At 70.7% G+C, this 25,291-nt stretch carries 24 protein-coding genes, 1 pseudogene and 1 riboswitch; of the genes and pseudogenes, 5 read left to right on the forward strand and 20 right to left on the reverse strand.

From position 1 onward, the window contains the following. Positions 1-48: 48 nt before the first annotated feature. A complete protein-coding gene (locus ACFHVL_RS09475; RefSeq protein ID WP_416627051.1) occupies positions 49-459 on the reverse strand; it encodes a roadblock/LC7 domain-containing protein in 411 nt (136 codons plus the stop codon). Continuing rightward, entirely contained in the window at positions 456-3,626 is a 3,171-nt protein-coding gene (locus ACFHVL_RS09480; protein ID WP_416627052.1) for a nitrate- and nitrite sensing domain-containing protein, read from the reverse strand. The genes ACFHVL_RS09475 and ACFHVL_RS09480 overlap by 4 nt, the downstream gene beginning before the upstream one ends. A 465-nt stretch (positions 3,627-4,091) precedes the next feature. On the opposite strand from ACFHVL_RS09480, the gene ACFHVL_RS09485 reads away from it, so the two are divergent. Then, positions 4,092-5,306, forward strand: a complete 1,215-nt coding sequence (locus tag ACFHVL_RS09485) for an ABC transporter substrate-binding protein (protein ID WP_416627053.1) — start codon at positions 4,092-4,094, stop codon at positions 5,304-5,306. Positions 5,307-5,375: 69 nt separating this feature from the next. Here ACFHVL_RS09485 and ACFHVL_RS09490 read toward each other — a convergent pair whose 3' ends face one another. Both ACFHVL_RS09490 and ACFHVL_RS09495 read right to left on the reverse strand, forming a co-directional pair. After that, positions 5,376-6,215 carry an ABC transporter permease gene (locus tag ACFHVL_RS09490; protein ID WP_416627054.1) on the reverse strand — a complete coding sequence of 280 codons (840 nt, stop codon included), beginning with the start codon at positions 6,213-6,215 and terminating at the stop codon, positions 5,376-5,378. Between the two features lie 79 nt (positions 6,216-6,294). Next, positions 6,295-7,329, reverse strand: coding sequence for an ABC transporter substrate-binding protein (locus tag ACFHVL_RS09495; protein WP_416627055.1), 1,035 nt, complete (start codon positions 7,327-7,329; stop codon positions 6,295-6,297). A 303-nt stretch (positions 7,330-7,632) separates the two neighbouring features. On the opposite strand from ACFHVL_RS09495, the gene ACFHVL_RS09500 reads away from it, so the two are divergent. The 3 genes from ACFHVL_RS09500 to ACFHVL_RS09510 all read left to right on the forward strand — a co-directional run bounded on the left by ACFHVL_RS09500 (position 7,633) and on the right by ACFHVL_RS09510 (position 10,946). After that, positions 7,633-8,418 (forward strand): ABC transporter ATP-binding protein, encoded by a 786-nt coding sequence (locus tag ACFHVL_RS09500; RefSeq protein ID WP_416627056.1) that lies wholly within the window; start codon positions 7,633-7,635, stop codon positions 8,416-8,418. Positions 8,419-8,420: 2 nt separating this feature from the next. Further along, positions 8,421-9,362: an LLM class F420-dependent oxidoreductase gene (locus ACFHVL_RS09505; RefSeq protein WP_416627057.1), complete on the forward strand. Its 942-nt coding sequence runs from the start codon at positions 8,421-8,423 to the stop codon at positions 9,360-9,362. A 72-nt stretch (positions 9,363-9,434) separates the two neighbouring features. Beyond that, positions 9,435-10,946 (forward strand): hypothetical protein, encoded by a 1,512-nt coding sequence (locus ACFHVL_RS09510; RefSeq protein WP_416627058.1) that lies wholly within the window; start codon positions 9,435-9,437, stop codon positions 10,944-10,946. Here the strand turns inward: ACFHVL_RS09510 and thiC are convergent. From thiC to ACFHVL_RS09560, 10 genes and pseudogenes are all read right to left on the reverse strand, one after another. Further along, entirely contained in the window at positions 10,928-12,520 is a 1,593-nt protein-coding gene (gene thiC, locus ACFHVL_RS09515; protein ID WP_416627059.1) for a phosphomethylpyrimidine synthase ThiC, read from the reverse strand. The genes ACFHVL_RS09510 and thiC overlap by 19 nt on opposite strands. A gap of 64 nt (positions 12,521-12,584) precedes the next feature. Continuing rightward, the gene (gene thiD / locus ACFHVL_RS09520; protein ID WP_416627060.1) at positions 12,585-13,448 is read right to left on the reverse strand and encodes a bifunctional hydroxymethylpyrimidine kinase/phosphomethylpyrimidine kinase; all 864 of its coding nucleotides are present in this window, start codon (positions 13,446-13,448) and stop codon (positions 12,585-12,587) included. After that, positions 13,445-14,044 carry a thiamine phosphate synthase gene (locus tag ACFHVL_RS09525; protein WP_416627061.1) on the reverse strand — a complete coding sequence of 200 codons (600 nt, stop codon included), beginning with the start codon at positions 14,042-14,044 and terminating at the stop codon, positions 13,445-13,447. The genes thiD and ACFHVL_RS09525 overlap by 4 nt, the downstream gene beginning before the upstream one ends. Next, positions 14,041-14,811, reverse strand: a complete 771-nt coding sequence (locus ACFHVL_RS09530; RefSeq protein ID WP_416627062.1) for a thiazole synthase — start codon at positions 14,809-14,811, stop codon at positions 14,041-14,043. Before ACFHVL_RS09530 ends, ACFHVL_RS09525 begins: the two co-directional genes overlap by 4 nt. Positions 14,812-14,817: 6 nt before the next feature. After that, positions 14,818-15,018: a sulfur carrier protein ThiS gene (gene thiS, locus ACFHVL_RS09535; protein ID WP_416627064.1), complete on the reverse strand. Its 201-nt coding sequence runs from the start codon at positions 15,016-15,018 to the stop codon at positions 14,818-14,820. Continuing rightward, positions 15,009-16,160 carry a glycine oxidase ThiO gene (gene thiO / locus ACFHVL_RS09540; RefSeq protein ID WP_416627066.1) on the reverse strand — a complete coding sequence of 384 codons (1,152 nt, stop codon included), beginning with the start codon at positions 16,158-16,160 and terminating at the stop codon, positions 15,009-15,011. The genes thiS and thiO overlap by 10 nt, the downstream gene beginning before the upstream one ends. After that, on the reverse strand, positions 16,157-16,810 hold the full coding sequence (locus tag ACFHVL_RS09545) for a thiamine phosphate synthase (RefSeq protein WP_416627133.1): 654 nt from the start codon (positions 16,808-16,810) through the stop codon (positions 16,157-16,159). The genes thiO and ACFHVL_RS09545 overlap by 4 nt, the downstream gene beginning before the upstream one ends. 12 nt (positions 16,811-16,822) lie before the next feature. Continuing rightward, positions 16,823-16,934: riboswitch (TPP riboswitch) on the reverse strand. A 239-nt stretch (positions 16,935-17,173) separates the two neighbouring features. Next, positions 17,174-17,281 (reverse strand): annotated as a pseudogene (locus ACFHVL_RS09550) (aldo/keto reductase); the annotation flags it as partial. A gap of 49 nt (positions 17,282-17,330) precedes the next feature. Then, the gene (locus ACFHVL_RS09555) at positions 17,331-19,004 is read right to left on the reverse strand and encodes an ABC-F family ATP-binding cassette domain-containing protein (RefSeq protein WP_416627068.1); all 1,674 of its coding nucleotides are present in this window, start codon (positions 19,002-19,004) and stop codon (positions 17,331-17,333) included. A 57-nt stretch (positions 19,005-19,061) separates the two neighbouring features. Continuing rightward, the gene (locus tag ACFHVL_RS09560) at positions 19,062-19,676 is read right to left on the reverse strand and encodes a class I SAM-dependent methyltransferase (RefSeq protein WP_416627070.1); all 615 of its coding nucleotides are present in this window, start codon (positions 19,674-19,676) and stop codon (positions 19,062-19,064) included. A 141-nt stretch (positions 19,677-19,817) separates the two neighbouring features. Here ACFHVL_RS09560 and ACFHVL_RS09565 point away from each other — a divergent pair, with 141 nt between their 5' ends. Further along, positions 19,818-20,852: a hypothetical protein gene (locus ACFHVL_RS09565; RefSeq protein ID WP_416627072.1), complete on the forward strand. Its 1,035-nt coding sequence runs from the start codon at positions 19,818-19,820 to the stop codon at positions 20,850-20,852. A gap of 85 nt (positions 20,853-20,937) precedes the next feature. On the opposite strand, the gene truA is transcribed toward ACFHVL_RS09565, so the two are convergent. From truA to rpsM, 6 genes are all read right to left on the reverse strand, one after another. Further along, positions 20,938-21,771, reverse strand: a complete 834-nt coding sequence (truA, locus tag ACFHVL_RS09570) for a tRNA pseudouridine(38-40) synthase TruA (RefSeq protein WP_416627074.1) — start codon at positions 21,769-21,771, stop codon at positions 20,938-20,940. 95 nt (positions 21,772-21,866) lie between these two features. Continuing rightward, positions 21,867-22,463, reverse strand: coding sequence for a 50S ribosomal protein L17 (rplQ, locus tag ACFHVL_RS09575; RefSeq protein WP_416627076.1), 597 nt, complete (start codon positions 22,461-22,463; stop codon positions 21,867-21,869). Positions 22,464-22,497: 34 nt separating this feature from the next. Then, the gene (locus tag ACFHVL_RS09580; protein ID WP_416627078.1) at positions 22,498-23,520 is read right to left on the reverse strand and encodes a DNA-directed RNA polymerase subunit alpha; all 1,023 of its coding nucleotides are present in this window, start codon (positions 23,518-23,520) and stop codon (positions 22,498-22,500) included. A gap of 115 nt (positions 23,521-23,635) precedes the next feature. Further along, positions 23,636-24,262 carry a 30S ribosomal protein S4 gene (rpsD, locus tag ACFHVL_RS09585; protein WP_326551344.1) on the reverse strand — a complete coding sequence of 209 codons (627 nt, stop codon included), beginning with the start codon at positions 24,260-24,262 and terminating at the stop codon, positions 23,636-23,638. A 14-nt stretch (positions 24,263-24,276) separates the two neighbouring features. Further along, positions 24,277-24,684 (reverse strand): 30S ribosomal protein S11, encoded by a 408-nt coding sequence (gene rpsK / locus ACFHVL_RS09590; protein ID WP_007073011.1) that lies wholly within the window; start codon positions 24,682-24,684, stop codon positions 24,277-24,279. A gap of 61 nt (positions 24,685-24,745) precedes the next feature. Then, on the reverse strand, positions 24,746-25,126 hold the full coding sequence (rpsM, locus tag ACFHVL_RS09595) for a 30S ribosomal protein S13 (protein WP_416627079.1): 381 nt from the start codon (positions 25,124-25,126) through the stop codon (positions 24,746-24,748). Between the last annotated feature and the right edge of the window lie 165 nt (positions 25,127-25,291).

Consider the following 25,291-nt stretch of genomic DNA (forward strand, 5'->3'; position numbering starts at 1 on the left):
AGGGGTCACTCGACGCGTCACCGGTGACGGTCCCTCGTCGTTCGAACTTCAGGATCGACCCACGGCCTCTCGAGGCAGCGGAACGAGAGCGGCACCCACCCGCTCGACCAACAGCGCCATCTCGTACCCGACCTGGCCGACGTCGCAGCTGCGGGCCGCGAGTACCGCCATCGACGATCCATCGCTGATGGACATCAGGAACAGGTAGCCGCTGTCCATCTCGATCACAGTCTGCAGCACGCCACCCGCGCTGAACATCCGCGAAGCGCCGTCAGTCAGACTGACCACACCGGAGGTGATCGCAGCCAACTGGTCGGCCCGGTCGGCCGGCAGGTCCCGCGAGGAGGCGAGCAGCAGCCCGTCTGCCGAGACAGCCACCACGTGAGCGATCCCCGCGACGCTGTCGGCGAAGTTGCTGAGCAGCCAGCCCATGTCCTGAATAGCTGCGGGCCTGTTCATTCGCTGGTCTCCTTGATCGAAGTGGCACGGTACTGCTCGTTTCCGACAGTCCGACCACGTTGTACGCCACGGTGGTACGCCGAGAGCAGCCCACGGACCTCGTCCGGGGTACGCCGGGTCGGCTCGCGGTTGGGCTTGGTTTGCACACCACCCGGCACGAGCTGCGCCTGAGGCTGCCGTTTCGGCAGGCCAGACCGGGTGGTGCCGGCGATGGACGGCTCGGCGGCCTGGCTTGCCCGAGCCCAGCCTTCGTCAGCCGCGGTGCGCCACCCGTCGGCGTCACCGAGGCGCTGACGTGGGATCGCGCCCGTAGTTGGTCCACCTGCAACGCCCTCAGTGGACGGCGGCCCGGAGGTCGGCGTGGCCGCGACCCGAGGTGCGGCGTTCGGCTGCACCGGAGCAGAGTACGCCGCCGGTGGTGGTGCCGACTGTCCCGGGTTGCGGGCCGGTAGCCCGGGCCTGGTCGGCGCGGGTGCCGGTGCGGGGACTGGTGCTGGTGCCGGCGCGTAGGCGGGGGCGGCCGTCGCGGTCGCGCCGCCAAACTGCGCGCCGGTCCCCGGAGCACGTCCGGCCGTCGGCATCTGGATGACTCCGGTGTCCGCCTGGCCGTGGGACCGGAACCAGACTGCTTCCATCTCCCGGAAGATCGGCATCTCGGTCGCGTCCTCCGGCCGGGTGCCGGATCCGGCCCCGGCGCCCGCGACCGGTCCCTGCGGCAGCTCCACGGCCGGACGGACCACCGGTGCCATCGGGTGGGCGGTGGCTGGGATCACCGGCTTCTCCGGATGACCAGGCAGGTTCGACGGCCGCAAAACCGGGTAGGCCACCGTCGGCGAGCCGATGCCGACCCCGGGCACCCCGGACATCGGGACCGCCGACACCGGAGCACCCGACATCGGAGCACCCGACATCGGGACCGCCGACACCGGAGCACCGGACATCGGGACCGCCGGCACCGGAGCCGCCGGTCCGGCGGTCGTCACCGGGAACGCCGCAGTCGGGGCACCGGCGACCGCGTTCCATTGCGAGGATCGGCTCTGCCACTGGTCGGTGAGCGAAGACGTACGCCCGTTCGCGACCGCAGCCGGTGGTCCGGAGACCGGTGACCAACTGCCGCCGGACGTGGGCGCGGCGGAGACCGGCTCGGCCGACAGCTGCTGACGCCCTCGGCTGAGCGCGGGTTCGCGGGTCCGCTGTGGCAGCATCAGAACGTTGCTGGGCAGCGTGACCTGGGCCAGGGTGCCGCCGTCGACGTTCGGCCGCAGCTCGACCCGGATGCCGTACCGGCTCGACAGTTTCCCGACGACCGCGAGACCCATCAGGCGGAACGCCGACACGTCCATCGCCGACGGTTCGGCCAGTCGATGGTTCAGGTTGTCCAGCTGCTCCTCGGAGAGCCCCAACCCGCGGTCCTCGATCTGGATCAACACGTAGTCACGCAGCCGGCGGGCGTCCGCGACGACCGTCGTGGTCGGCGGCGAGAACCGGGTGGCGTTGTCGAGCAGCTCGGCGACCAGACGTACCACGTCGTTGACCGCGTGCGCCGAGATCAGGATGTCGGTGTCGATGGTGCCGAACTCGATCCGGTTGTAGAGCTCCACCTCGGACTGGGACGCGCGCAGCGCGTCGACCAGCAGGGCGTCCTCCCGGCGCGGTGCGGTGGAGTCCGCACCGGCGAGCACCAACAGGTTCTCGTCGTTGCGCCGCATCCGCGTCGCCAGGTGGTCGAGCTGGAACAGCTGGGCGAGGCGCTTCGGGTCCTCCTCGCTGCGTTCGATCGTGTCGAGCTCGCCGATCATCCGGTCGACCAGCGTCTGACTCCGGCGGGCCAACGACAGGAACATCGCCGACACGCTCGTCCGCAGCGCCGCCTGCTCGGCTGCGATCCGGACGGCTTCCCGGTGGACCACGTTGAACGCCCGGCCGACGTCACCGACCTCGTCCCGGTTGGGCAGCCGGATCGGATCACGCAGGTTGCGGACCATCTCCTCCGGGCCACGGTCGTGCAGGTCCTTGATGTCCCGCAGCTTGGCCACCGCGTCCGGCAGGTCACGTTCGGCCACCGACAGGGCGCCTTCGCGCAGCCGCTCCAGCGAGTCGTTGAGCGACCGGGCCAGCACGACGGCCAACGCGATCGCCAGCACCAGGGCGATCAGCACCAGGACCGACTCGGTGATGGCCTGTCGGATGACGTCGCCGCTCACCTCGGTGGCCCGGTCGAGCAGCCGGGACTCCAGCTGGACCTCCGCCCACCGCATCAGGTCGTTGACCGCACCGACGGCCCGCGCGCCCTGGGCCGCGCCGAGCGGGGCCCGCTGGCCGACCGACCGGGTGATCTCGGTGGCGACCCGGTCGGCCAGGAAGACGGCGTCGCCGGTGACGCTGTTGGCAACCAGGTCCTGCTCCCACGGCGAAGCCGCCAGCGAGAACGACAGCAGTGCCTCCTGCTGGCTGGTCAACGTCGCCAGGTAGGACGAGAACTGCTCCTCCTCGAGCCGGCCGGCGGAGAGCGCGGCGAAGACGATCGCCTCCTCCTCGGCGGTCGCCGCCTTCGCCCGGGCGAACGCCGAGACGGCACGCAGGCTGTCGGGCACCTCGCCGTCACCGGAGACCTGGCCCAGCACCTCGCCGTAGGAGATCAGGTCGGACAGGATGACGCCGTAGCGCAGCACCGCCTCCTGCACCGGCATCTGGCCCTGGTCGAGCACCTCCTGGCGGGTGGCGTTGAGCGTGCCGAGGTGGTCGTCGATGTCGGTGAGCTGCCGGGCGATGGCTGTCGGAACGTCCCCTGTGCTCTGCCGCCGCGCGGTGTACGCGGCGATCCGCTCATCGGTGCGGACCACCTGGCTGTTGTAGGCCGCGGGGTCGGCTCCGTCGCCGGCGAGCAGGCTCAGCGCCGCCATCCGCTCCTTGTGGACGTTCTGCGCCAGCGCAGAAACGTCGACGGACAGCTCGGCCATCGACCGCACAATCCGCGCTTCGATCGCGCCCTGACCCACGTCCACCAGTCGCACTGTCGCCAGCGCGGCGACCGCAGTCAGCGGCACCACCAGGATGAGGGCCAGTTTGGACCTGATCCTGGTGTCTCGCAGCCGCGGGACCCAACGCAGTGGTGCCCGCCGCTTGCGCGGGCCGTTGTCGGGCAGGGTCGTCGGTCCGGTCCTCACGACATCGCCTCCGTCGCTATCTCCACACGCGGACTCCCGGCCGGCGCCTGCTGCAGCGGTGGGCGCCGCATGCGGCACGGCCGCGATTTCACCAGAAGTGAGCCCGCTTGGGAAGTCTCAGCTGGGCAGGAATCGGTCGGACGGTACCTAATCCCGCCAGCGCTACCGGACAGTATCTTCATCACACCGCCCTGATCAGGAACAATGGAACTTCCACCGTCACTTGTACTGGCAAGGTCGACGCTCGCAACCGGTCAGCGTCACCAACATGTGGGACACCGCCCCGGATGCCCTCCGGCCGGCGCGCTTGACCAGAACGCCGCCCATTGGCAAGGTTTCCCAAGTTTGCAGGCTCCGCGCACACCGTACGGCATGCCGTCCGCGAGACTTCTATTGAGGACGTCGAAACCGCGCCGCCGGCCCCGCCCACTGGTTGCGCATCCGCCTCGTACCTGGAGGACTGACTTGAGGCCCACCCGATCCGCCCTAATCATGGTGCTCGCATCGACATTGCTGGCCTCCGGGCTCACAGGATGCCATTTCGGTGGCGACTCGACAGCGGGCGGTGAGATTGTCATCGCCGCCGATCTGGAGCTTTCCGGCGCCGCTGCGGCAGTAGGCAAGGGCTACCAACGGGCCCTGGAACTAAAGGTTGAGCAGATCAACGAATCGGGCCTGTTGGACGGCCGCCAGATCCGACTAGACGTTCGGGACAATCGCTCCGACCCCAGCGAGTCGCTTCGCAACATCGGCGACTTCACCAATGACTCCCAGGTCACCGCGATCATCATGGGAAGCTGCAGCGACTGCGCGGTCGGAGCCGCACGGACCATCAACGACAAGCGGGTGCCGACGATCGCGCTGGCACCGGCCACCGCCGTCGCCACCCCGATCGCCGAGCGTCGGCATCTGTTCAAGCTCGGGCCGAACGCGGCGGACAGCGCCGCCGCCGTCGCCAACGAACTGCGGCGACGCAAGATCCAGCGGGCCAGCCTGCTGCACACCGACGACGAGTACGGCCAGGACGGGCTGCGGGTGATCACCGCCGAACTGGACAAGCTCAACATCGACCTGGTGGGCAGCCAGCAGGTCCGTACCACCGACACCGACGTCAGCCAGGCGGTCAGGGCGCTCGCCGAGCCCGAGCCCGAGAACGCATTCGAGATCGAGGAAGTGAACCCCGGCGCGCTGCTGGTCTGGACCTCGGCCGAACAGGCGGCGCTGGCCGCCGACAGCGCGGCCCAGGTCGACTACCCGGGACCGATCTTCTTCGACGCCGCCGCCGCCGGTGACCTGTTCCTGACCGGTGGCTCCGCCAGCGGCACGGAAGGGGTCAACATGGTCTTCACCCAGACGATGGTAATCGACGACGTGATCGCCAACACCCCGGCGAAGGCCGCCCGCAAACAGTGGTTCCGCGACTACACCGCCCGCTTCGGCAGCTACTACGGATTCTCCTCGTTCGCCGCGGACGCGGTCCAGTTGATCGCCGACGCGGTGGCCAACTCCAGCAGCGGCGGTTCGGTCAACCGCGAGGCGGTACGCGAGGTGCTGGAGACCACCCAGTTCGACGGCCTGTCCGGTCCGATTCGGATGACGCCGGACAACCACTCCGGACTGATGCCGCAGGCCCTGACGTTGCTGGTCTCCCGGGGCGGGCGCTGGCGACTCGCGAGCTGACCTGACCGTCGCCCACCCGATGTGCTGTGCCCGCCAGGATCTTCCTGGCGGGCGCAGCACATCGGCACGTCAACGGGCCGAGGTGGTCTCCCGTACCCACGGCAGGAACAGCCGTTCGACCCCCACCAGCGCGAAGTACAACAGGATGCTCATCAGACCGATCAACACGATCGCCGCCCACGCGGCGGAGTTCTCGCCCATCCCGCTGAACTGCAGGGTCATGTAGCCCAGACCCTGCTCACCGGCCTGAAACTCGCCGATGACCGCGCCGATCGCCGCCAGTGGCATCGCGACCTTCAACCCGACGAAGATCTGCGGCAGCGCGGCCGGAAACCGAATCTTGCGGAAGGTCTGCCACCGTGACGCGTCCAGCGACCGCGCCAGCTCCGCCAGGTCGGTCGGGGTGGAGGTCAGCCCGGTCACCGTGGAGAGCACGATCGGGAAGAAGCAGAGCAGGAACACCATGGTGAGTATCGACGTCTGGCCCCAGCCCAGGGTGACCACCAGCAGCGGGGCGAGCACGATCTTCGGAACAGCGTTGAGCGCCACCAGCAACGGGGAGAACATCCGTTCCAGAACCTGCGAGCTGGCCAGCGCCAGTCCGATCAGCACCCCGACGACGGTGGAGACGGCGAAGCCGACGACGGTGGACGTGGCTGTCGCCAGGGCGTGGTCCATCAGCCGCTCGATACGCAGCTCGAATGCCGCGTACACGTCTTGTGGGGGCGGCAGCACCACCGAATGCACCAGGTTGAACACGCTGGTGACGAGCCACCAGGCGGTCACCGTCACCAGCAGACCGGCCAGCGGCAGCAGTACCGCGGCTGCCCGACCACCGCCGACCCCGCGTGTCGGCGTGGCGACTGCCCGACGAATCGGCGGGGCCTCCGCCGGTTTGAGTGCGGTCATCAGGTCTCCTCAGGTCACCGGCCGCGCACCGCGACGTGCGGATGGACCATCATCGTGGTCCATCCGCACGTCAGGCCGGTCAGGATTCGGCGTTCGGTGCCAGATCGAAGTTGACGATCTGCTCCGGCTCCAGGCCGGCCGGAATCGCACCGGCACCCTGCAGGATCGCGATGCTGCGGGCGATCCGCTGGCTGTCGAGCGCGCCGACCGGCACACCCGAGCTGGTCGACTTCACGAACGCGGCCATCAGCTCGAGCTCAGCGGCGGCGGCGGCCGGGTTGGACTCCTCCACGTTGGCGGCCAGGATCTCGCCGGCCTCCTGCGGGTTGGTGATGCTGTACTCCAGGCCCTTGAGCAGCGCCGCGCTGAAGCGCTTCACCATCTCAGGGTCCTCCTCGGCGGTCGCCTTCGAGGTGATCAGGACGTTGCCGTACAGGTCCGTCATGATATCGCTGTACGGCAGCACGACCGCGGTCTTGCCCTGTGCGACGGTCTCCACGGTGGGCTTTCCGACCACGAACTGCCCGATGCCGTCCACCGCGCCCGAGGCCAGGGTGCCCATCAGGGTCTGCGGCGCGCCGTTGACCCATTCCACCTTGGTCACGTCGATCCCGGCGAGCGACGCGTACGTCGGGAAGAGGTTGCGCACCACCGAGCCGGGTGCGTCGGCGAGCGTCTTGCCTTCGAGGTCCTTCGGGGTGGTGATGCCGCTGCCGTCGAGTGCGATGATCGCGGCCATCGTGCGCTGCTGGATGCCGGCGACGACCACGAAGTCCTTGGCTTCACCGTTGCCGAACTGCAGTAGACCACCGGTCAGGTCGATCGGAGTGAAGTCCGCCTGTCCAGCGACGACGGTCTTGATGTTGTCGCCGGTCCCGGCCCCGGCCTTGATGTCCACATCGAAGCCGGCATCCTCGAAGAAGCCCTTGTCCTTCGCTACCCAGGCGTAGGAGTCCCGGCCGAAGTTGCCAAAGGACGTGAGGTATGTCACGCTCTTCAATTCCTCCGTGCCACTGCCTGACGCCTCGTCACCGTCGTCTGAGCTACAGCCGGCGGTGACCGCGAGCGCTGCCGCGAGTGCCGTGGCAGCGAACGTTCGGGTGAGCCTTGTCATGAACGTCTGTCCTTTCCAACCCGCAGGTTGGCCGACGACGCGCAGGTCGCCGCGCCAACCGGAGGGGGTAGTTGGTCCGGCGCGGCGTCCGGCCGGTGGGGGCCGGACCGGGCACCGCGGTCGCGTTGGGAATCTTCGCGGGCAACAGAGTACGAGGGAAACCGCATCAATGCGACAGGCGGGCATGCCACGTATCGGATCGGAAACAAAAGTGTTTTCCGTACGGGTAGTGCGTGGCGGGCACGATACGGATACTCTGTTGCGGCTGTTGATCGACTCTGGACGAGGGAGCAGCCGGGCCGCATGATCCAGCTCAGTGGAGTCGGGCGGACGTTCGCCGGCCGGTCAGGCACTGTCGAGGCGCTACGGGGGATCGACCTGTCGGTGGCCGCCGGCGAGTTCGTCGCGGTCGTCGGTCGCTCCGGGTGTGGCAAGTCCACCCTGTTGCGGCTGATCGCCGGGCTGCTGCCGGCGACTGCCGGCACCATCACCGTCGGCGGGCAGCAGGTCGTCAAGGCCCGCCGGGACATCGCGATGCTCTTCCAACGGCCGGCCCTGCTGCCGTGGCGTTCGGTGGTTGACAACGTGCTGCTGCCGGTGGAGATCTTCGGCCTACGGCGCGGCCGGCACCGGGCCACGGCCCTCGAGCTGCTCGACCTGGTGGGGCTGGCCGGCTTCGAGAAGCGGCTGCCGCACGAGCTGTCCGGCGGCATGCAGCAGCGGGTGGCACTGTGCCGGTCACTGATCACCGAGCCGCAGGTCATGCTGATGGACGAGCCGTTCTCCGCTTTGGACGCGTTGACCCGCGAGGAGCTCTCCGTCGAACTGCAGCGGATCCACATGGAACGCGCGGCCACCATCGTGTTCGTCACCCACTCGATCGACGAGGCGGTGCTACTCGCCGACCGGGTCGTCGTGCTCAGTCCGCGGCCTGGCCGGATTCGCAAGATCGTGCCGATCGACATCCCCCGCCCCCGCAGCCTGGGGCGCAACGCACACACCGAGAACGTGGCCCGGTGCAGCGCCGATCTCCATGAGGTGCTGATGGAGCAGGAAGCACCGGCGTCGGCCGGGAGCAGAGGAGAGTAGCCATGCGGGTCAGTGTGTTCACCGAGCCGCACCGCGGTGCCAGTTACGACGACCAGCTCCGGCTGGCCCGGCTCGCCGAGGACGCCGGATTCGAGGGCTATCTACGGGCCGACCACTACCAGTCGATGGGTGAGCAGCTTGCCCTGCCGGGGCCGACCGACGCCTGGCTGACCCTGGCCGCGCTGGCCCGCGAAACCTCCCGGATCCGGCTCGGCACCCTGGTCACCTCGGCGACGTTCCGGCTGCCCGGACCGCTCGCGCTGATGGTGGCCCAGGTGGACCAGATGAGTGGCGGCCGCGTCGACCTCGGTATCGGTGCCGGCTGGTACGCCCGTGAACACACCTCGTACGGGCTGCCGTTCCCGCCGGTCGGCGAGCGCTTCGACCGACTCGCCGAACAACTCGCGGTGATCACCGGGCTGTGGCGTACCCCGGTCGGTGACACGTTCAGTTTCTGCGGTGACCACTACCAGCTGGTCGATGCTCCGGCGTTGCCGAAGCCGACGCAGGTGCCAGGTCCACCGATCATCGTCGGCGGGCGCGGTCCGAAACGCACCCCGGAGCTGGCCGCCGAGTTCGCCGACGAGTTCAACATGCCGTTCAAGTCCGTTGCCGAGACGGCGGCGGCGTACGAGCGGGTGACCGAGGCCTGCCACCGGGTAGGCCGTGCCGAGCAGGACCGCGCCCCGCTGACCATGTCCGCCGGGATCGTCATCGCGATCGGGCGCACCGACGCGGAGGCCGCACGCCGGGCCGCGCCACTGCACGAGAAGAGCGCCCTGCCGCCGGAGGATCCGGTGATCGGGTCACCGGCCGAGTTGGTGGACCGGATCGGTGAGTTCGCCGCGATCGGCACCACCCGGGTACATCTGCGCTTCATCGACCTGACCGACCTCGATCACCTGGAACTCGTCGCCGCCGAGGTGCTGCCGCAGCTGGGCTGACCGCAGAAGGGTCGCCGCCGATCAGAGCGCCTCGCCTCGACAGTGCGCGCGGCCCGCCGTAACCTCCCCGGCATGGCGTTGCGAACCTGGCTCGGAGCGCTCGGCGCGGCGTTCGGCGCGGCGGCCCTGGCCGGCGCGGTCCAGCTCGGTGTCGGCTACGGTCTCGACCTGGTACGCCTGCGCCGCGCCTTCGTCGGGCCGACCGCCGGGTTCTGGCCGACACAGCTGACCTGGCTGGCCTGGTTCGCCCTGGTCGCGACCGTTGTCGGCGGGTACGCCGCACACCGGGTCGCCGCCGGCCGGTACCCGGACCGTCACGGGGTGACAGGCCGCAGTGGATCCGCCGGGTACGACGTACCACGGTCGGTGGCTTTCGCATTGTTCGCCGCCGCCGGGTCGGCGATCGCGGTGGTCGGACTCTCGGCCCTGCCCGCGCGCGACGCCGTCGGACCCGACGAACCGCTCCTGGTCACCGCGGCTACCGGCGGTGTTGGCGCCGCGGTCGGGGTACTCGCCGCCGTGGCGGTGCTGTTCCACCGGGTGCTGCGCTGGAACGTGCTGGCCTACACCGCCACGCTGTGGCTGCTGGCGGTCGCCTCGGCGGCACCGGTCCTGCGCGCCGGTGATCCGGTGGCGGAGATCCGGCTCGGGGTGCTCGACCCGGCCGGACTGGATCCGGTGGGATCCGGCCGGCAGGCATTTCTGCTGTTGCCCGCGCTGGCGCTGCTGGTCGGGGCATCGGTGAGCGCACTGGCCCGCTGGCTGGCGCAGCCGGTGCTGGCCGGAGCGGTGGCCGGGATGGCCGGTCCGGCGATCCTCAACGCCGCGTACCTGATCGCCGGAGCCGGCCAGGGTGGGCGCTACCAGGACGATCCGTACTGGGCAGCGCTGCTGGCGGTGGCCGCTGGCGGGCTCGGCTCGATCGCCGCGACCGCCATCGGCAGGAGGCCGACGTCACCGGCCAAGCCCACGCCCGAGACAGCGAAGCCGGCACCCGAGCCGCCCACACCCACGCAGACGCCCACACCCACGCCGGCACCCGAGACGCCGGCCCAGGTGCCGGACCTGCCGCTGGCGGCCCCGACGACCCGGTCCGCCCCGGAACCGGCCCCGGAACCGGCCCCGGAACCCGCGCCGGAACCGGCGCCGAAGGCGGCCCCGCGCCCAGCGCCGAAGCCCAGATCCGCGCCGGTGCTGGCGAAGCGTCCCGGCGCGCCGACCGCAGGCACGCCGACCCAGGAACATCCGGGTAGCCGGCCACCGCCCAAACCGTTGTCGGTGACGCCGCGGGCCGAGCCGGCACCGGTCTACTCGGCCAAACCGCCGGTGCCCGCGTCCACCACCGCGGATCGGGTGACACCACAGCCGGTCGCCCCGCCACCGGTGGCTCCCACACCGGTCTCCGCCGCGCCGGTCGTACCGGTGCCAACTGGCCGGTTACCTCGGCCCCGATTCCTACGCCCCCGGCGGCAGCCGGCGCCACCCGCTGCCCTGACCGACGCCGAGAAGGAGCACGTGGACTGGGTGGACGAGCTGCGCCGGCCGGCCGGTCAGCAGTCCGGCGATCAGGCCAGCGGCAAGTAGACCTTCCCTCCTGACGCGACGAACTCGTCCGACTTATCCTTCATGCCCTGTTCGGCGTACTCTTTCAAATCCTGCGTAATCTTCATCGAGCAGAACTTCGGTCCACACATCGAGCAGAAGTGGGCCGACTTCGCCGGCTCCGCCGGCAGGGTCGCGTCGTGGTACGCCCGCGCCGTCTCCGGGTCCAGCGACAGGTTGAACTGGTCCTCCCAGCGGAACTCGAACCGCGCCTTGGACAAAGCGTCGTCCCAGTCCTGCGCGCCCGGGTGGCCCTTGGCCAGGTCGGCGGCGTGCGCCGCGATCTTGTACGCGATCACCCCCGCCTTGACGTCGTCGCGGTCCGGCAGCCCCAGGTGCTCCTTCGGCGTGACGTAGCAGAGCATCGCGGTGCCGAACATGCCGATCATCGCGGCCCCGATCGCCGACGTGATGTGGTCGTACGCGGGAGCGATGTCGGTGGTCAGCGGACCGAGTGTGTAGAACGGCGCCTGGTGACACAGCTCCTGCTGCAGATCCACATTCTCCTTGATCTTGTGCATCGGCACGTGGCCGGGGCCTTCGATCATCACCTGCACGTCGTGCTCCCAGGCGACGCTGGTCAACTCGCCCAACGTCCGCAACTCGGCGAACTGGGCGGCGTCGTTGGCGTCGGCGATCGACCCCGGCCGCAGCCCGTCGCCGAGGGAGAAGGTCACGTCGTAGCGGGCCAGGATCTCGCACAGTTCGGCGAAGTTGGTGTAGAGGAAGTTCTCCTCGTGATGCGCCAGGCACCAGGCGGCCATGATCGAACCACCCCGGGAGACGATCCCGGTGACCCGGTTCACCGCCAACGGCACGTACGGCAACAGCACCCCGGCGTGCACCGTCATGTAGTCGACGCCCTGCTCGGCCTGCTCGATCACGGTCTCCCGGAAGATCTCCCAGCTCAGCTGCACCGGGTCCCCGCCGACCTTCTCCAGCGCCTGGTAGATCGGCACCGTACCGATCGGCACCGCCGAGTTGCGCACGATCGCCTCGCGGGTCTCGTGGATCCGCTTGCCGGTGGAGAGGTCCATCACGGTGTCCGCGCCCCACCGGGTCGCCCAGGTCAGCTTCTCCACCTCCTCGGCGACCGACGACGAGACCGCCGAGGTGCCGATGTTCGCGTTGACCTTCACCAGGAACCGACCACCGATGATCATTGGTTCGGCTTCGGGATGGTTGACGTTGACCGGCAACACCGCCCGGCCAGCGGCGATCTCCTCGCGTACCACCTCGACCGGGAGGTTCTCGCGCACCGCGACGAACTCCATCTCCGGGGTGGCGACCCCGGCCCTGGCGTACGCCAGTTGAGTGGGCCGGCGTCCGGCCGCGCCCGCCAGCGGGGTGCCGGCCCCACGCACCGGCGCCACGTCGCCGCGTTCGGCGATCCACGGTCCACGCAGCGGCGCCAGGCCGACCTGCGGGTCGGATCCCGGGCCGGACGTGTCGTAGAGCCGGACCGGCGGGTTGTCGCCGGCCAGGGTCACCTCCGCGAACGGCACCTGGATGTCCGGTCGCGGTCCTTCGACGTACACCTTGCGACGAGCCTGCATCGGCGGGCCTCCTTCAGATATGTGCCGACCTCGGTTGGGTGCCGGCTTCAGGTAGGTATCGAACTCAGATGCTCGCCGGCCGCGCCGACCATCCGAGGTGGTCGACTGGGCCGTGCCCGGCGCCCAACTGCCAGTGCCGGGCACCGGCCAGCGCCCGCGCGACATACTCCTTGGCGAAGATCAGCGCGGCCGGGACGTCGTCGCCGAGCGCCAGCCGGGCGGCCACCGCCGCCGCGAAACTGCATCCGGTGCCGTGCGTGTTACGGGTGTCCAGCCGCTCGCCGGACAGCTGCCAGCTCCCGCCGGCCGCCACGCCGGCCACGCCGGCCGCCACGCCTGGTGCCGTAGCGACCACGTCGACTGCCGCCAGCTCCGTCGAGGTACCGTCCGGGTCGCCTCCGGTGACCACCACGAACCTCGGCCCGCCGGCCACCAGCTCCGCCGCCGCCCGCGCCATCTCGTCGGCGGTCCGCACCGGCCAGCCGACCAGCGCCGACGCCTCCGCCCGGTTCGGAGTGGCCACCAGTGCGTACGGCAGTAGCCGCTCCACCGCGCCGATCACGCCCAGCCGATGCCCGCTGGTGGAGACGAGCACCGGATCGACGACCAGGTTCGGCAGTTCTCCGGCGCGGGCGAGCGCGGCGACCGCGCCGGCGATCCGCGCCGTACCGAGCATGCCGGTCTTGACCGCGCGCACCGCCAGGTCGGCGCGGACCGCGTCGATCTGCGCCACCACCTGGGCCGCCGGCAGTTGGTGCACGCCGGTGACACCCTTGGTGTTCTGCGCGGTCACCGCGGTGATCGCGCTGGTGCCGTGGACGCCGAGCGCGGCGAACACCTTCAGATCGGCCTGGATGCCGGCCCCGCCACCGGAATCGGACCCGGCGATCGTCATCGCCACCACCGGAGTGGTGTTCGCCCCGGTCATCGCAGAGCCGCCTCGGCCGACGACAGCAGCCCGGCACTCAGCTCGCGGACCAGCGCGGTCGGGTCGGCGGCCCGCATCACCGCACCCATCACCGCGACCCCGACGGCCCCGGCTGCCCGACAGGCGGCGGCCTGCCCGACGGTGCTCACCCCGGCCAGCGCGAACACCGGCCGACCGGCGGCCCGGACCAGTCGGGCCAGCCCGGCCACGCCCAGCGGCGGCCCGTACCCGGGCTTGGACGCGGTAGGAAACACCGGCGACACGGTCACGTAGTCCTCCGTGGTCAACCGGCCCAGCTCGGCGACGTCGTGGCAGGAGCGGCCGACCAGCCCGAGGCGCGGCGGCGGGTACGGGCCGGCAGCGCTCAGCTGCACGGCGTCACCACCGAGCGGGTCCGGTCCGGCGACGATCAGCGTCCCGCCGGCCGGAGCGAGAACGCCGCGTAGCCGGTCGGCCAGTGCGGCACGTTCGTCGCGGGGCAGGTCCTGTTCCCGCAGCACGACCAGGCGTGCGCCGCCGGCCACCGCCGCCTCGATCACCTCGGGCAGCGGCCGGGTCGCCTGTCGCCGGTCGGTCAGCAGCAACAATCCCTTCACAGCTCGGGCCGCCCTTCATCCGGAGTGGACGCAAGGGCGTGGAACCGTTTCGGGATCCGGCCGGCACGCGCCGCCAGCCGACCCGCCTCGATGGCGTACCGCATGGCGGTGGCCATCGCGACCGGGTCGGCGGCCCGGGTGACCGCGCTGGCCAGCAGCACCGCATCGCAGCCCAGCTCCATCGCCAACGCCGCGTCGGAGGCGGTGCCGACCCCGGCGTCCAGGATCACCGGCACGTCGACCGACTGACGGATCAGCCGGATGTGATGCGGGTTGAGGATGCCCAGTCCGGAGCCGATCGGCGCGCCGGCCGGCATCACCGCCGCGCAGCCGGCGTCGGCGAGCCGACGGGCCAGCACCGGATCGTCCGTGGTGTACGGCAACACGGTGAAGCCCTCGTCCACCAACTGCTCGGCGGCGCGCACCAGCTCGACGCCGTCCGGCAGCAGGGTCCGTTCGTCGCCGATGACCTCCAGCTTCACCCAGTCGGTGCCGAACGCCTCGCGGGCCAGGTGTGCCACCTTGACCGCCTCGGTCGCGGTGTAGCAACCGGCGGTGTTCGGCAGCAGCCGCACCCCGCACCGGTCCAGCAGGTCGAGCAGCCCGCCGTGCATCGTCGCGGCGCTGTCCACCCGACGCAGCGCGACCGTCACCAGCCCGGTACCGCTGGCTTTGATCGCCTGTTCCAGCAGGTGCAGGTTGGCGGCCCCACCGGTGCCGAGGATCAGCCGCGACTCGAAGCTGTTTCCGGCGATGCTGAACGACACGTCGACTCACCCGCCCTGCGCGGCGATCAGCACTTCGACCCGGTCGCCGTCGCACAGCTGCTCGGCCGACCAGCCGCTGCGCGGCACCACCTCACCGTTGACGGCGACGGCGACTCCCCGGTCGTCGTCGGTGACCGTCCGCACCACCTCGGCGAGCGTGGCACCGGCCGCAGCGGTCGCCGGCTCCCCGTTGACCATCAATTCCATGGTTTCCCCTCCCCTGTCGTCGGTGCGGTCGGCGCGGTGAACCGGTCTGGCCGGAACCCCGCCAGCCCCGAATCCGGCTCGGCGCCACCGGCCAGGTCGGCGATCAGCTCGGCGGTCGACGGGGTCAGCACGATGCCGTGCCGGTGATGCCCGGTCGCCACCAGCACCTGCCGGCCACCGGTCGGGTCGTCGGCCGGGTCGTCGGCCGCGATTCGGTGCCAGCCGAGCAGCGGCGCGTTGTCCGGGGTGCCGGGCCGGGCCGCCGCCTGCGCCTGCGCCAGCTCGTACTCGGCGATCTCCGGCAGCAGGTCGGCGGCGGCACGCAGCAGCTCCAGCACCGCGCCGGCGGTGACGGTGGCGTCGCCGCGTTCCTCGACGGTGGCGCCGACGACCACCTCGCCGTCGGCGCGGGGCACCAGGTAGACGTGCCGGCCGTCGGCGTACCCCCGGATCACGTGCTGGAACCCGACGGCGCCGCCGGGAGCCCGCAGCCGCAGGATCTGCCCCTTGACCGGGCGGACCGGCAGCCCGGTCAGCGCCGCCGAACCGCAACCGGCGGCGACCACGACCACCCGTGCGTCCAAGGTGGAAAGGTCGGTGACCGGCTGCGGGACGACGGTGACCCCGGCCCGGTCCAGCGCGGTGTCCAACGCCGCGACCAGCCGGCGCGGGTCGACCTGGTGGTCGTCGGGCATCAGCGCGCCGCCGCGCGCCCTCGGGGACAACGCCGGTTCGCGATCCCGCAGCGCCGTGGCGCGCAGCAGCGTGATCGGCAGGTCCAGACTCTGCTGGTACGCCCAGAGCCGCTCCGCCTCGCGCCGGTCATCGGCGGTGAGCGTGACGACGAGGGTGCCCTCGGTGCGGTAGCCGATGTCGTGGCCGGTGACGGCGGTCAGCTCGGCGGCGAACCCCGGCCAGCGGGCCGCCGAGTCGACCAGCAGCCGGGTCAGCGTGGTCTCGCCGAAGTTGGACTCGGCGACCGGTGCGAGCATGCCGGCGGCGACCGACGACGCCCCGGATCCGGGTGCCGGGTCGTAAAGGACGGTACGCAGCCCACGCTGGGAGCAGCGCCAGGCGATGCTCATCCCGATCGGCCCACCGCCGACCACCGCCACATCCGCGCCGCCAGCCGACCTGGTCATCGCGACGCGCCGGTCTGAGTGGCCGGCCGCCGGCGCAGCGCCGCCAGCAGCTCGGCGGTGGCCCGGCCCGGGTCGGCGGCGGCGGCGATCGCGCCGACCACCGCGACACCGTGTGCTCCGGCGGCCAGCAGTTCCGGCACCCGGTCCACAGTGACTCCGGCGATCGCGATCACCGGCACGTCGACCGCCGCGGCGACGGCGGCGAGACCGGCCGGCCCGATCGGGTCCGGCAGCCCGGTCTTGGTGCCGGTGGCGTAGCACGGCCCGACCCCGAGGTACGTCGCCCCGGCGGCGACCGCCGCCCGCCCGGTAGCCGGGTCGCGGGCGGTGGCACCGAGGATCGCGGCCGGCCCGAGCACCCGGCGGGCGGCGTCGACCGGCAGGTCCAGCGCGCCGACGTGCGCGCCGGCCGCGCCGGTGGCGAGCGCGACGTGCAGCCGATCGTTGACCAGGCAGCCGACCTGATTCGCGGCGCATTCGGCGACCGCGCGGGCGGTCAGCTCGTACGCGTCCCGGTCGGTCATGTCGTCCTCGACGCGCACCTGCACGACCAGGTCGGGCGTGGCGTCGGCGGACCTGGCTGCCGCGAGCGCTGCCCGCAGTACGCCGAGCGGGTCGCACCCGGGTCGGGTGTCGGTGATCAGATGCAGTCGCCCAAGGGACGGCACAGCGATACTCCTCCCTGCGCCGGCATTACCCGGATCAGGTTCGACGGTCGGAGGCTGCGTCAGCCTCCCTCTCAGCCCGATGCATCGGGCTCCCGTGGGTTACTTGCCTGTTACCGTACGACGGACTTCGCGATCCGCCAAGGGCCAATCGGAGGCAACCTTCGATCCGCCACCCGCGGCCGCCCTCGTCCGTGACCAGGCTCACCGCCGGGTAGCGTCGCGGACTGTGCGGCCCACAGACAGGGAACTCTGTTTTGACCTGATCCCCTCGGGGGATAAAAATCCCCTGAGGGGATCAACGAAAACGGGAGTAGGTTGTCTCCCGTCCCGGCGGCTTCCGCACGCGGACCCGCCGTGCGGGGTGCCGTAGATGTCTGCGGTGTCGAACAGGGTGATGCCGGCGTCGATCGCCGACACCATCAAGCCCGAATCGCCCAACCGGCGATAGATCATCTCAGCCACACCGGCCACCCCCTACGACGCCGACCGCGCGGCGCGCCGGTCAGCCGACGTCCCAGAACGGCTCTGGCACCTCCACCACGTCACCGTCGCCACGGAACAGCACGAACCGGTCGAACGACCGGGTGAACCAACGGTCGTGGGTGACGGCGATCACCGTACCCTCGAAAGCTTTCAGCCCTTCCTCCAGCGCTTCCGCCGATGCCAGGTCCAGGTTGTCGGTCGGCTCGTCGAGCAGCAGCAGGGTGGCGCCGGACAGCTCCAGCAGCAGCACCAGGAACCGCGCCTGCTGCCCACCGGAGAGGGTGCCGAAGCGCTGGTCGCCCTGCCCGGCCAGGTCGTAGCGGGACAGCACGCCCATCGCCGCGTGCCGGTCCATCCCGTCGCGGTGGTCGTCGCCGCGCCACAGCACGTCGGCGAGGGTCTGGTCGAGCAGTTCGGGCCGGTCGTGGGTCTGCGAGAAGTGTCCGGGGCGCACCCGGGCACCGAGCCGGACCGTTCCGCCGTGCGCCACCGGGGCCAGGGTGGCACCGGCGATCGGTCCGGCAGCCGGGTCCGGGTCGGTGCCGCCCCGCGCCAGCAGCCGCAGAAAGTGCGACTTGCCGGTGCCGTTGGCACCGAGCACCGCGACCCGGTCGCCGTACCAGATCTCCAGGTCGAACGGGTACGTCAGCCCGTCCAGCTCCAGTTGCTCACAGATGACCGCGCGTTTGGCGGTCCGGCCGCCGGACAGCCGCATCCGCAGCGACTGGTCCTTGGGCGGCAGCGGCGGCGGGCCGGCCTCCTCGAACTTGCGCAGCCGAGTCTGCGCCGCCTGGTACCGCGAGGCCAACCCGTCGTTGTACGCCGCCTTCTGCTTGTACATCAGCATCAGCTCGCGCAGCTTCTCGTGCTCCTCGTCCCATCGACGACGCTGCTCCTCCAGCCTGACGTGCCGGGCGGTGCGGGCGGAGTGCCAACTGGCGAAGCCACCGGGATGGGTCCAGGCGGAGCCGCCTTCGACGGCGACCACCCGGTCGGCGCTCTGCGCCAGAAGTTCCCGGTCGTGCGAGACGTAGAGCACCGACTTGGTCGACTCGCGCAGCCGCTGCTCCAGCCAGCGTTTGCCGGGCACGTCGAGGAAGTTGTCCGGCTCGTCGAGCAGCAGCACCTCGTCGGTGCCGCGCAGCAGCAACTCCAGCGCGAACCGCTTCTGCTGTCCACCGGACAATGTCCGCACCGGACGGTCCCTGACCCGCTCCCACGGCAGGTCCAGCACAGTGGTGGCGACCGTGTCGAAGACGACCTCGGCCTCGTAGCCGCCGGCTTCGCCCCAGGCGGCCAGCGCGTTCGCGTACCCGATCTGCGCCTTTTCGGCCGCCGCGCTCGAGCCGGCGGCGTCCGCGCCGTGCATGACCCGCTCGGCGACGGCGAGGCGTTCCCCGGCGGTGCGCAGCGGCGGCGGAGCGAGCGACAGCGCCAGGTCGGCGAGGGTACGGTCGTCGCCGATCATGCCGATGAACTGGCGCATGACGCCGAGTCCACCGGAGCGGGCGACCGATCCGGTGACCACCGGCAGGTCACCGGCGACCATCCGCAGCAGGGTCGTCTTGCCGGCTCCGTTCGGGCCGACCAGGGCCACCTTGGCTCCCTCGCCGACCCGGAACGACACGTCGGCGAACAGTTCTCGGCCGTCCGGCAGGGTGTGCCCTACCGCCGCCACATCCACGTAACCCACCCCGGAATGGTGCCTGATCGCACCGGTCGACGGCAGCCGAGATTCCGGGTGGCGGTCTCAGTCGGCGGGGTGGGTGACCCGCAGCACCCGGTAGCCCTTCTGGCTGGCGTGCCGGTCCACCTGCCAACCCTGCTCCCGCAGCCACTGCTGCACCGAGTCGCCGCCGAGGTAGCGGGCGATGACCAGCCAGCCGACCCCGTCCGGGGCCAGTCGGGGCAGCCAGCGGCTGAGCAGGGCGCGCAGCTCCGGTTTGCCGATACGGATCGGCGGGTTGGACCACAGTTGGCGGAAGCGTAGCTCCGGCGGCACCGCGTCCGGGTCGACCACCTGGACCCGGTCGGCCACGCCGACCCGGTGGGCGTTGACCATGGTGAGTTCGCGGGCACGGGCGTTGACGTCCACCGCGTACACGGCGGCGGCCGGCGCGTGCTCGGCGAGCACGCAGGTGATCGGGCCGTAGCCGCAGCCGAGGTCGAGGAACGGGCCGGGGTCGGCGGCTGTCGGCAGGTCGGCCTTGCGCAGCAGTACGGCGGTGCCCGGGTCGAGCCGGCTGGCGGAGAAGACGCCGGGGGCGACGGTCAGCGCGTAGTCGCGGCCGGCCACCGTGAACTCGATGTCGGAGCGTACGTCCGCGGCGCCGGGCTGCGGGCTGAAGTAGTGGTCGCCGGTCACCGGGGCATTGTCGCCCAACGGGTCGACTGACCGGAGATCGGTCCACCCGCCGGAGCACCCTCGGGCAATTTGTCGTTTGTTCAGTTGGTGGAAGTCCGGACCATCGGCTTGCCACCCGTTCCGTCCGTTACCCTGTGCGACATGACGTACGGGTACGAATCCGGCGCTGAGAACTGGCCACCTCGGCCAGCTCGCCAGCCTCGGGACCCGTCCGCCGGCCCGGACGCCCGCCCACCGGTCGGTCCGCGCCCACAGCCCCAGCGGCGCCCCGCACCCCAAGCCCGCCCGCAGCTGACCGAACTGATCCCGGCGATCCCGTCAGCCGCTGGCCCGAGCCGCCCCACCCGGCTACGCAGCCAGCCCGGGCGGCGTCGGCCCCATCCCAGCCCCGGGGACCGTCCGCCCGACCCGCCCCAGCCGCCCCGCCCAGTGCCCAGGTCGACCAGCGTCTGGTCGTCGACCCGACTCTGGCAGGTCGTGATCAGCGGCGTGTCGGTCCTGCTGATGCTCGGCGTCTGCGGACTGAGTTCTTTCTTCATCGTCGAGGACGAGCGCAGCGGCCGGGTGGCCGCCGGGATCGCCGCAGCGGGCGCACCCACGGCGGTCCCCCGGGACATCAGCTCCCGCACCGACGACCCACAACCGTTGACCGTGGCCGAGATCTTCCCCACCGGCGACATCCTGATCGACCCGGCCGAGCCGCCGTACCAGCTCCTCAAGACCCAGGTCGAGCAGCAGTGCCGGGTCGCGGTGGCCGGCGATCTCGGCGACCTGCTCGACGAACTCGGCTGCAGTGAGGTCGCCCGGGGCACCCTACGGTCCCCGACCCGCGAATACCTGATCACCACCGGGGTGTTCAACCTGGCGGAATCCACCGGTGCCGAGCGGGCTCACAGCCAGATCAAACCGCTGCTCGACGACGAGAAGGGCCGCTTCCAGGGGATGATCGCCGACGCGGGTACCGAGGCCATCGCGCTCTCCGCCGCCCAGGTCGGCTGGCACTCCTTCGGGCATTTCCTGATGTACTGCGTGATCGCCCGGGCCGACGGTGCGCCGGTACCCGACGACGATCCGCATGCCCGCCGAATCCTCTTCGACATGCTGCAACTGCACCTGCAGGTGAATGTTCTGGAGAAGCGGGCGGTGCAGCCGGCCCCGGCCCGATCCGCCGCTTGACGCGGATCAGGACGCGCCAGCAACCAGGCTCCCACGCCAGCGCGCCAGCAACCAGGCTCCCACGCCAGCGCGCCGTCGACCCGGCTCAGAGCGCGGTCGGCAGCCGCAACCGGCGGGTGGCGGTGGCCCGGGTCGCGTAGTCGGCGGGGTCCGCCGGGTAGCCGACCTCGATCAGGGTGAGTCCGTGCGGCGGGGCGACGGTGACCTCGCTGGAGCGTTCCCGCCGGGTCAGCAGGCCGCCCGGCCACCGGTCCGGTCGGCGGCCGTCGCCGACGAACAGCATCGCGCCGACCAGGCTGCGGACCATCGCCTGGCAGAAGGCATCCGCCTGTACGGTGCCGACCAGGGTCAGATCGTCGTCGCGGTGCCAGTCCAGCCGGGTGATCTGTCGGATCGTGGTGGCGTGCTCCTTGCGCCGGCAGTACGCGGCGAAGTCGTGCTCGCCGACCAACTGGGCGGCGGCGGCGTTGAGCGCCGCCAGATCGAGCGGCCGGGGCCAGGCCAGGGTGTCGTGCCGACGCAGCGGCTCGGCGCCGTACGGCGCGTCGGTGACCCGGTACGCGTACCGCCGGAAGGTGGCCGAGAACCGGGCGTCGAACTCCGCCGGCACCCTGGTCGCCGACCGGACCCGCACGTCGCGGGGCAACGTGCCGGCGAGTCGGCGCAGCAGCCGGTCGGCCCGCTCCGCCCACATCTCGACCGGCACGTCGAGGTGGCAGACCTGCCCGACGGCGTGCACCCCGGCGTCGGTACGCCCGGCGACGGTCAACCCGACGGCAACGGCCGGCCCGAACGCCCGGTCGAGGGCCTCGGTCAGTACCCCGGCGACGGTACGCCGCTGCGGCTGCACCGCCCAGCCGGAGAAGTCGGTGCCGTCGTAGCTGACGTCGAGCCGGATCCTGGCGTACCCCTGCTGCACCTGGACCTCCTGCTTGCCCGCCGGTGGTGGTGGAAGACAGCGGGACCCGGCGCTGCCGCGCAGCGCCGGGTCCCGCCAAATGTGTCGTAGCCGGCTCAGGCCTTGGTGTCGCCTTCGGCGGCCTGGGTGGCGTCACGGTCGCTTTCGGCGGCCTGGGTGGCACCGGTGTCGGTCTCACCCGTGGCCGACACCGGCGGCTCGGCGTCCTGGTCGGTCGCGGTGTCCGCATCGGTACGCGCGACCGGTGCCTCGTCGGCACCGGCGAGCGCCTCGACCTTGTCCTGCTGGGCAGCGGCCTTGCGGTCGGCCTTGGCCGGTGCCAGCGGGGCCACCACCAGCTCCTCGACCAGCTCGATGACCGCCATCGGGGCGTTGTCGCCCTTGCGCGGGCCGGTCTTCACGATCCGGGTGTAACCACCCGGACGGTTGGCGAACCGGGGCGCGATCTGGTCGAACAGCTCGAAGACCACGTCCTTGTCCCGCACGACGGTCAGCACCCGACGGCGCGAGTGCAGGTCCCCCCGCTTGGCCTTGGTGATCAGCTGCTCCGCCAGGGGACGCAGCCGCTTCGCCTTGGTCTCGGTGGTCTTGATCTTGCCGTACCGGAACAGCGAAGTGGCCAGGTTGGCCAGCATCATCCGCTCGTGCGCGGGGCTGCCGCCGAGGCGGGGGCCCTTGGTGGGCGTGGGCATGGTTGGTGCTCCTCAGTGGTGGCGGCAGCCGGCGTTACAGCTGCTCGGTCTCGCGGTAGTCCTCGGTGTCGTAGTCGGCTTCGCTGAACGAGTCGACGACGTGTGCCGGGTCGAAGTTGGGCGCCGAGTCCTTCAGGCCCAGACCCATCCCGGCGAGCTTCATCTTGACCTCGTCGATCGACTTCTGACCGAAATTCCTTATATCGAGGAGGTCCGCCTCGGTCCGCCCGATCAGCTCGCCGACGCTGTTGATGCCCTCGCGCTTGAGGCAGTTGTACGACCGTACGGTCAGGTCCAGCTCCTCGATCGGCAACGCCAGATCGGCGGCCAGCTGGGCGTCCTGCGGCGACGGCCCGATGTCGATGCCCTCGGCGGTCTCGTCCAGCTCACGGGCGAGGCCGAACAGCTCGACCAGGGTCGAGCCGGCCGAAGCGAGCGCGGTACGCGGCCCGATCGACGCCTTGGTCTCCACGTCGATGATCAGCCGGTCGAAGTCGGTCCGCTGCTCGACCCGGGTCGCCTCGACCCGGTAGGTGACCCTGAGCACCGGCGAGTAGATCGAGTCGACCGGGATCCGGCCGATCTCGGCACCGGCCTGCTTGTTCTGCGCCGCGGTGACGTAGCCCCGGCCACGCTCGACGGTCAGCTCCATGTCGAGCCGACCCTTGCCGTTGAGGGTGGCCAGCTTGAGGTCCGCGTTGTGCACCGACACGCCGGCCGGCGGCTGGATGTCGCCGGCGGTGACGTCACCAGGGCCCTGCTTGCGCAGGTACATGCTGACCGGCTCGTCGTGCTCGGAGCTGACACACAGCTCCTTGATGTTCATGACCAGCTCGACCACGTCCTCCTTGACACCGGGGATCGTGGTGAACTCGTGCAGCACGCCGTCGACCTTGATGCTGGTGACCGCCGCACCCGGGATGGAGCTGAGCAGGGTACGCCGCAGCGAGTTGCCGAGCGTGTAGCCGAAACCCGGCTCCAACGGCTCGATGGTGAACAGGGACCTCGTGTCGCTGATCGACTCCTCGGACAGAGTCGGCCGCTGGCTGATGAGCACGTGCTTCTCCTTGGGTCGGGGCGACCGCTATATGACGCCCGTCGGTATTGCGCCTGTCGATGGGGGTCGTGGCCGACCGGCACCGGCCGGCCACGACCCCCATCGACGGGTTGGCTCACTTCGAGTAGAGCTCGACGATCAGCTGTTCCTGCACCTGCGTGTCGATCGCCTGACGTACCGGCAGCGAGTGCACGAGGATCTTCATCTGGCTGGGGATCGCCTCCAGCCAGGCCGGGACGGTCTTGGAACCGGACTCGCCCTGGGCAACCAGGAACGGGGTCAGCTCCTTCGACTTCGTCCGGACCTCGACGATGTCGTGCTCCTTGATGCGGTACGACGGGATGTCGACCTTCTTGCCGTTGACCACGAAGTGCCCGTGCTTGACCAGCTGACGCGCCATGTCGCGGGACTTGGCGTAGCCAGCCCGGTACACGACGTTGTCGAGACGGGACTCCAGGATCTGCAGCAGGACCTCACCGGTCTTGGCCTGCTTGGACACTGCTTCCTCGTAGTAGCCGCGGAACTGCTTTTCCAGCACGCCGTACACCCGGCGGGCCTTCTGCTTCTCGCGGAGCTGGAGGAGGTACTCGGTCTCCTTGGTCCGACCACGGCCGTGCTGGCCGGGCGGGAAGGGACGAGATTCGAACGGGCACTTCGGCCCATCGCACTTGCTGCCCTTGAGGAACAGCTTCATCTTCTCCCGCCGGCAACGGCGGCAGTCGGCACCCGTGTAACGAGCCATCTTTTCCTAACCTCTCAGACCCGGCGACGCTTCGGCGGACGGCACCCGTTGTGTGGCTGTGGCGTGACGTCGGAGATCTGCCCGACCTCCAGGCCGACTGCCTGCAGCGAACGGATGGCGGTCTCCCGGCCGGAGCCGGGGCCCTTGACGAAGACGTCGACCTTGCGCATGCCGTGCTCCATCGCGCGACGGGCGGCTGCCTCGGCGGCCAGCTGCGCGGCGAACGGAGTCGACTTGCGGGAGCCCTTGAAACCAACCTGGCCGGCGGAGGCCCAGGAGATCACCGCACCGGTCGGGTCGGTGATCGAAACGATGGTGTTGTTGAAGGTGCTCTTGATGTGCGCCTGCCCGTGGGCGACGTTCTTGCGTTCCTTGCGCCGGACCTTCTTGACAGCGGCTCCAGCGCGAGCCTTCGGTGGCATGAGTTTTCTGCGCTCCTATTGGAAGATCGAGGTATCCGGTCGAGCCCGGTGCCGGCCAGGACTACTTCTTGCCCGGCTTCTTCTTGCCTGCGACGGTCCGCTTCGGGCCCTTGCGGCTCCGGGCGTTGGTCCGGGTGCGCTGACCGTGCACCGGCAGCCCGCGGCGGTGCCGGATGCCCTGGTAGCAGCCAATCTCGACCTTGCGACGGATGTCTGCGGCAACCTCACGACGCAGATCACCCTCGACCTTGAAGCTGGTCTCGATGTGATCGCGGAGCTGGACCAGCTCCTCGTCGGTGAGGTCGCGGACCCGCTTGTTGGGGTCGATGCCAGTCGCGGCTAGCGTGGCGATCGAGCGGGTCCGGCCGATCCCGAAAATGTAGGTGAGCGCGATCTCCATCCGCTTTTCGCGGGGCAGATCGACGCCGGCTAGACGTGCCATGTGCGGGCGTACTCCTCAGGTGGTGTGCACGGAGGTCTGAGCCCGCCCCACCCCGACTGCCCATGTCACCCGGCCCGAGGGGGCGGACGACCTGCCGGGCCCCGGCCTCCGACCGGGGGTTGGGCCACGTGACACAGCGACAGTTCGCGCTGTGCCGCTCGTGGC

This window comes from Micromonospora sp. LOL_023, assembly GCF_048060115.1.
In the GTDB taxonomy this organism is placed as follows: domain Bacteria; phylum Actinomycetota; class Actinomycetes; order Mycobacteriales; family Micromonosporaceae; genus Micromonospora_E.

What these genes read in the sequence shown, in the direction of transcription:
- ACFHVL_RS09505 (WP_416627057.1), top strand. Translation starts at nt 8,421, where the DNA reads ATGCGGGTCAGTGTGTTCACCGAGCCGCACCGCGGTGCCAGTTACGAC.
- ACFHVL_RS09500 (WP_416627056.1), top strand. Translation starts at nt 7,633, where the DNA reads ATGATCCAGCTCAGTGGAGTCGGGCGGACGTTCGCCGGCCGGTCAGGC.
- ACFHVL_RS09510 (WP_416627058.1), top strand. Translation starts at nt 9,435, where the DNA reads ATGGCGTTGCGAACCTGGCTCGGAGCGCTCGGCGCGGCGTTCGGCGCG.
- rpsK (WP_007073011.1), bottom strand. Translation starts at nt 24,684, where the DNA reads ATGCCACCGAAGGCTCGCGCTGGAGCCGCTGTCAAGAAGGTCCGGCGC.
- ACFHVL_RS09565 (WP_416627072.1), top strand. Translation starts at nt 19,818, where the DNA reads ATGACGTACGGGTACGAATCCGGCGCTGAGAACTGGCCACCTCGGCCA.
- thiC (WP_416627059.1), bottom strand. Translation starts at nt 12,520, where the DNA reads ATGCAGGCTCGTCGCAAGGTGTACGTCGAAGGACCGCGACCGGACATC.
- ACFHVL_RS09475 (WP_416627051.1), bottom strand. Translation starts at nt 459, where the DNA reads ATGAACAGGCCCGCAGCTATTCAGGACATGGGCTGGCTGCTCAGCAAC.
- ACFHVL_RS09490 (WP_416627054.1), bottom strand. Translation starts at nt 6,215, where the DNA reads ATGACCGCACTCAAACCGGCGGAGGCCCCGCCGATTCGTCGGGCAGTC.
- rplQ (WP_416627076.1), bottom strand. Translation starts at nt 22,463, where the DNA reads ATGCCCACGCCCACCAAGGGCCCCCGCCTCGGCGGCAGCCCCGCGCAC.
- thiD (WP_416627060.1), bottom strand. Translation starts at nt 13,448, where the DNA reads ATGACCGGGGCGAACACCACTCCGGTGGTGGCGATGACGATCGCCGGG.
- ACFHVL_RS09495 (WP_416627055.1), bottom strand. Translation starts at nt 7,329, where the DNA reads ATGACAAGGCTCACCCGAACGTTCGCTGCCACGGCACTCGCGGCAGCG.
- thiO (WP_416627066.1), bottom strand. Translation starts at nt 16,160, where the DNA reads ATGACCAGGTCGGCTGGCGGCGCGGATGTGGCGGTGGTCGGCGGTGGG.
- rpsD (WP_326551344.1), bottom strand. Translation starts at nt 24,262, where the DNA reads ATGGCTCGTTACACGGGTGCCGACTGCCGCCGTTGCCGGCGGGAGAAG.
- thiS (WP_416627064.1), bottom strand. Translation starts at nt 15,018, where the DNA reads ATGGAATTGATGGTCAACGGGGAGCCGGCGACCGCTGCGGCCGGTGCC.
- rpsM (WP_416627079.1), bottom strand. Translation starts at nt 25,126, where the DNA reads ATGGCACGTCTAGCCGGCGTCGATCTGCCCCGCGAAAAGCGGATGGAG.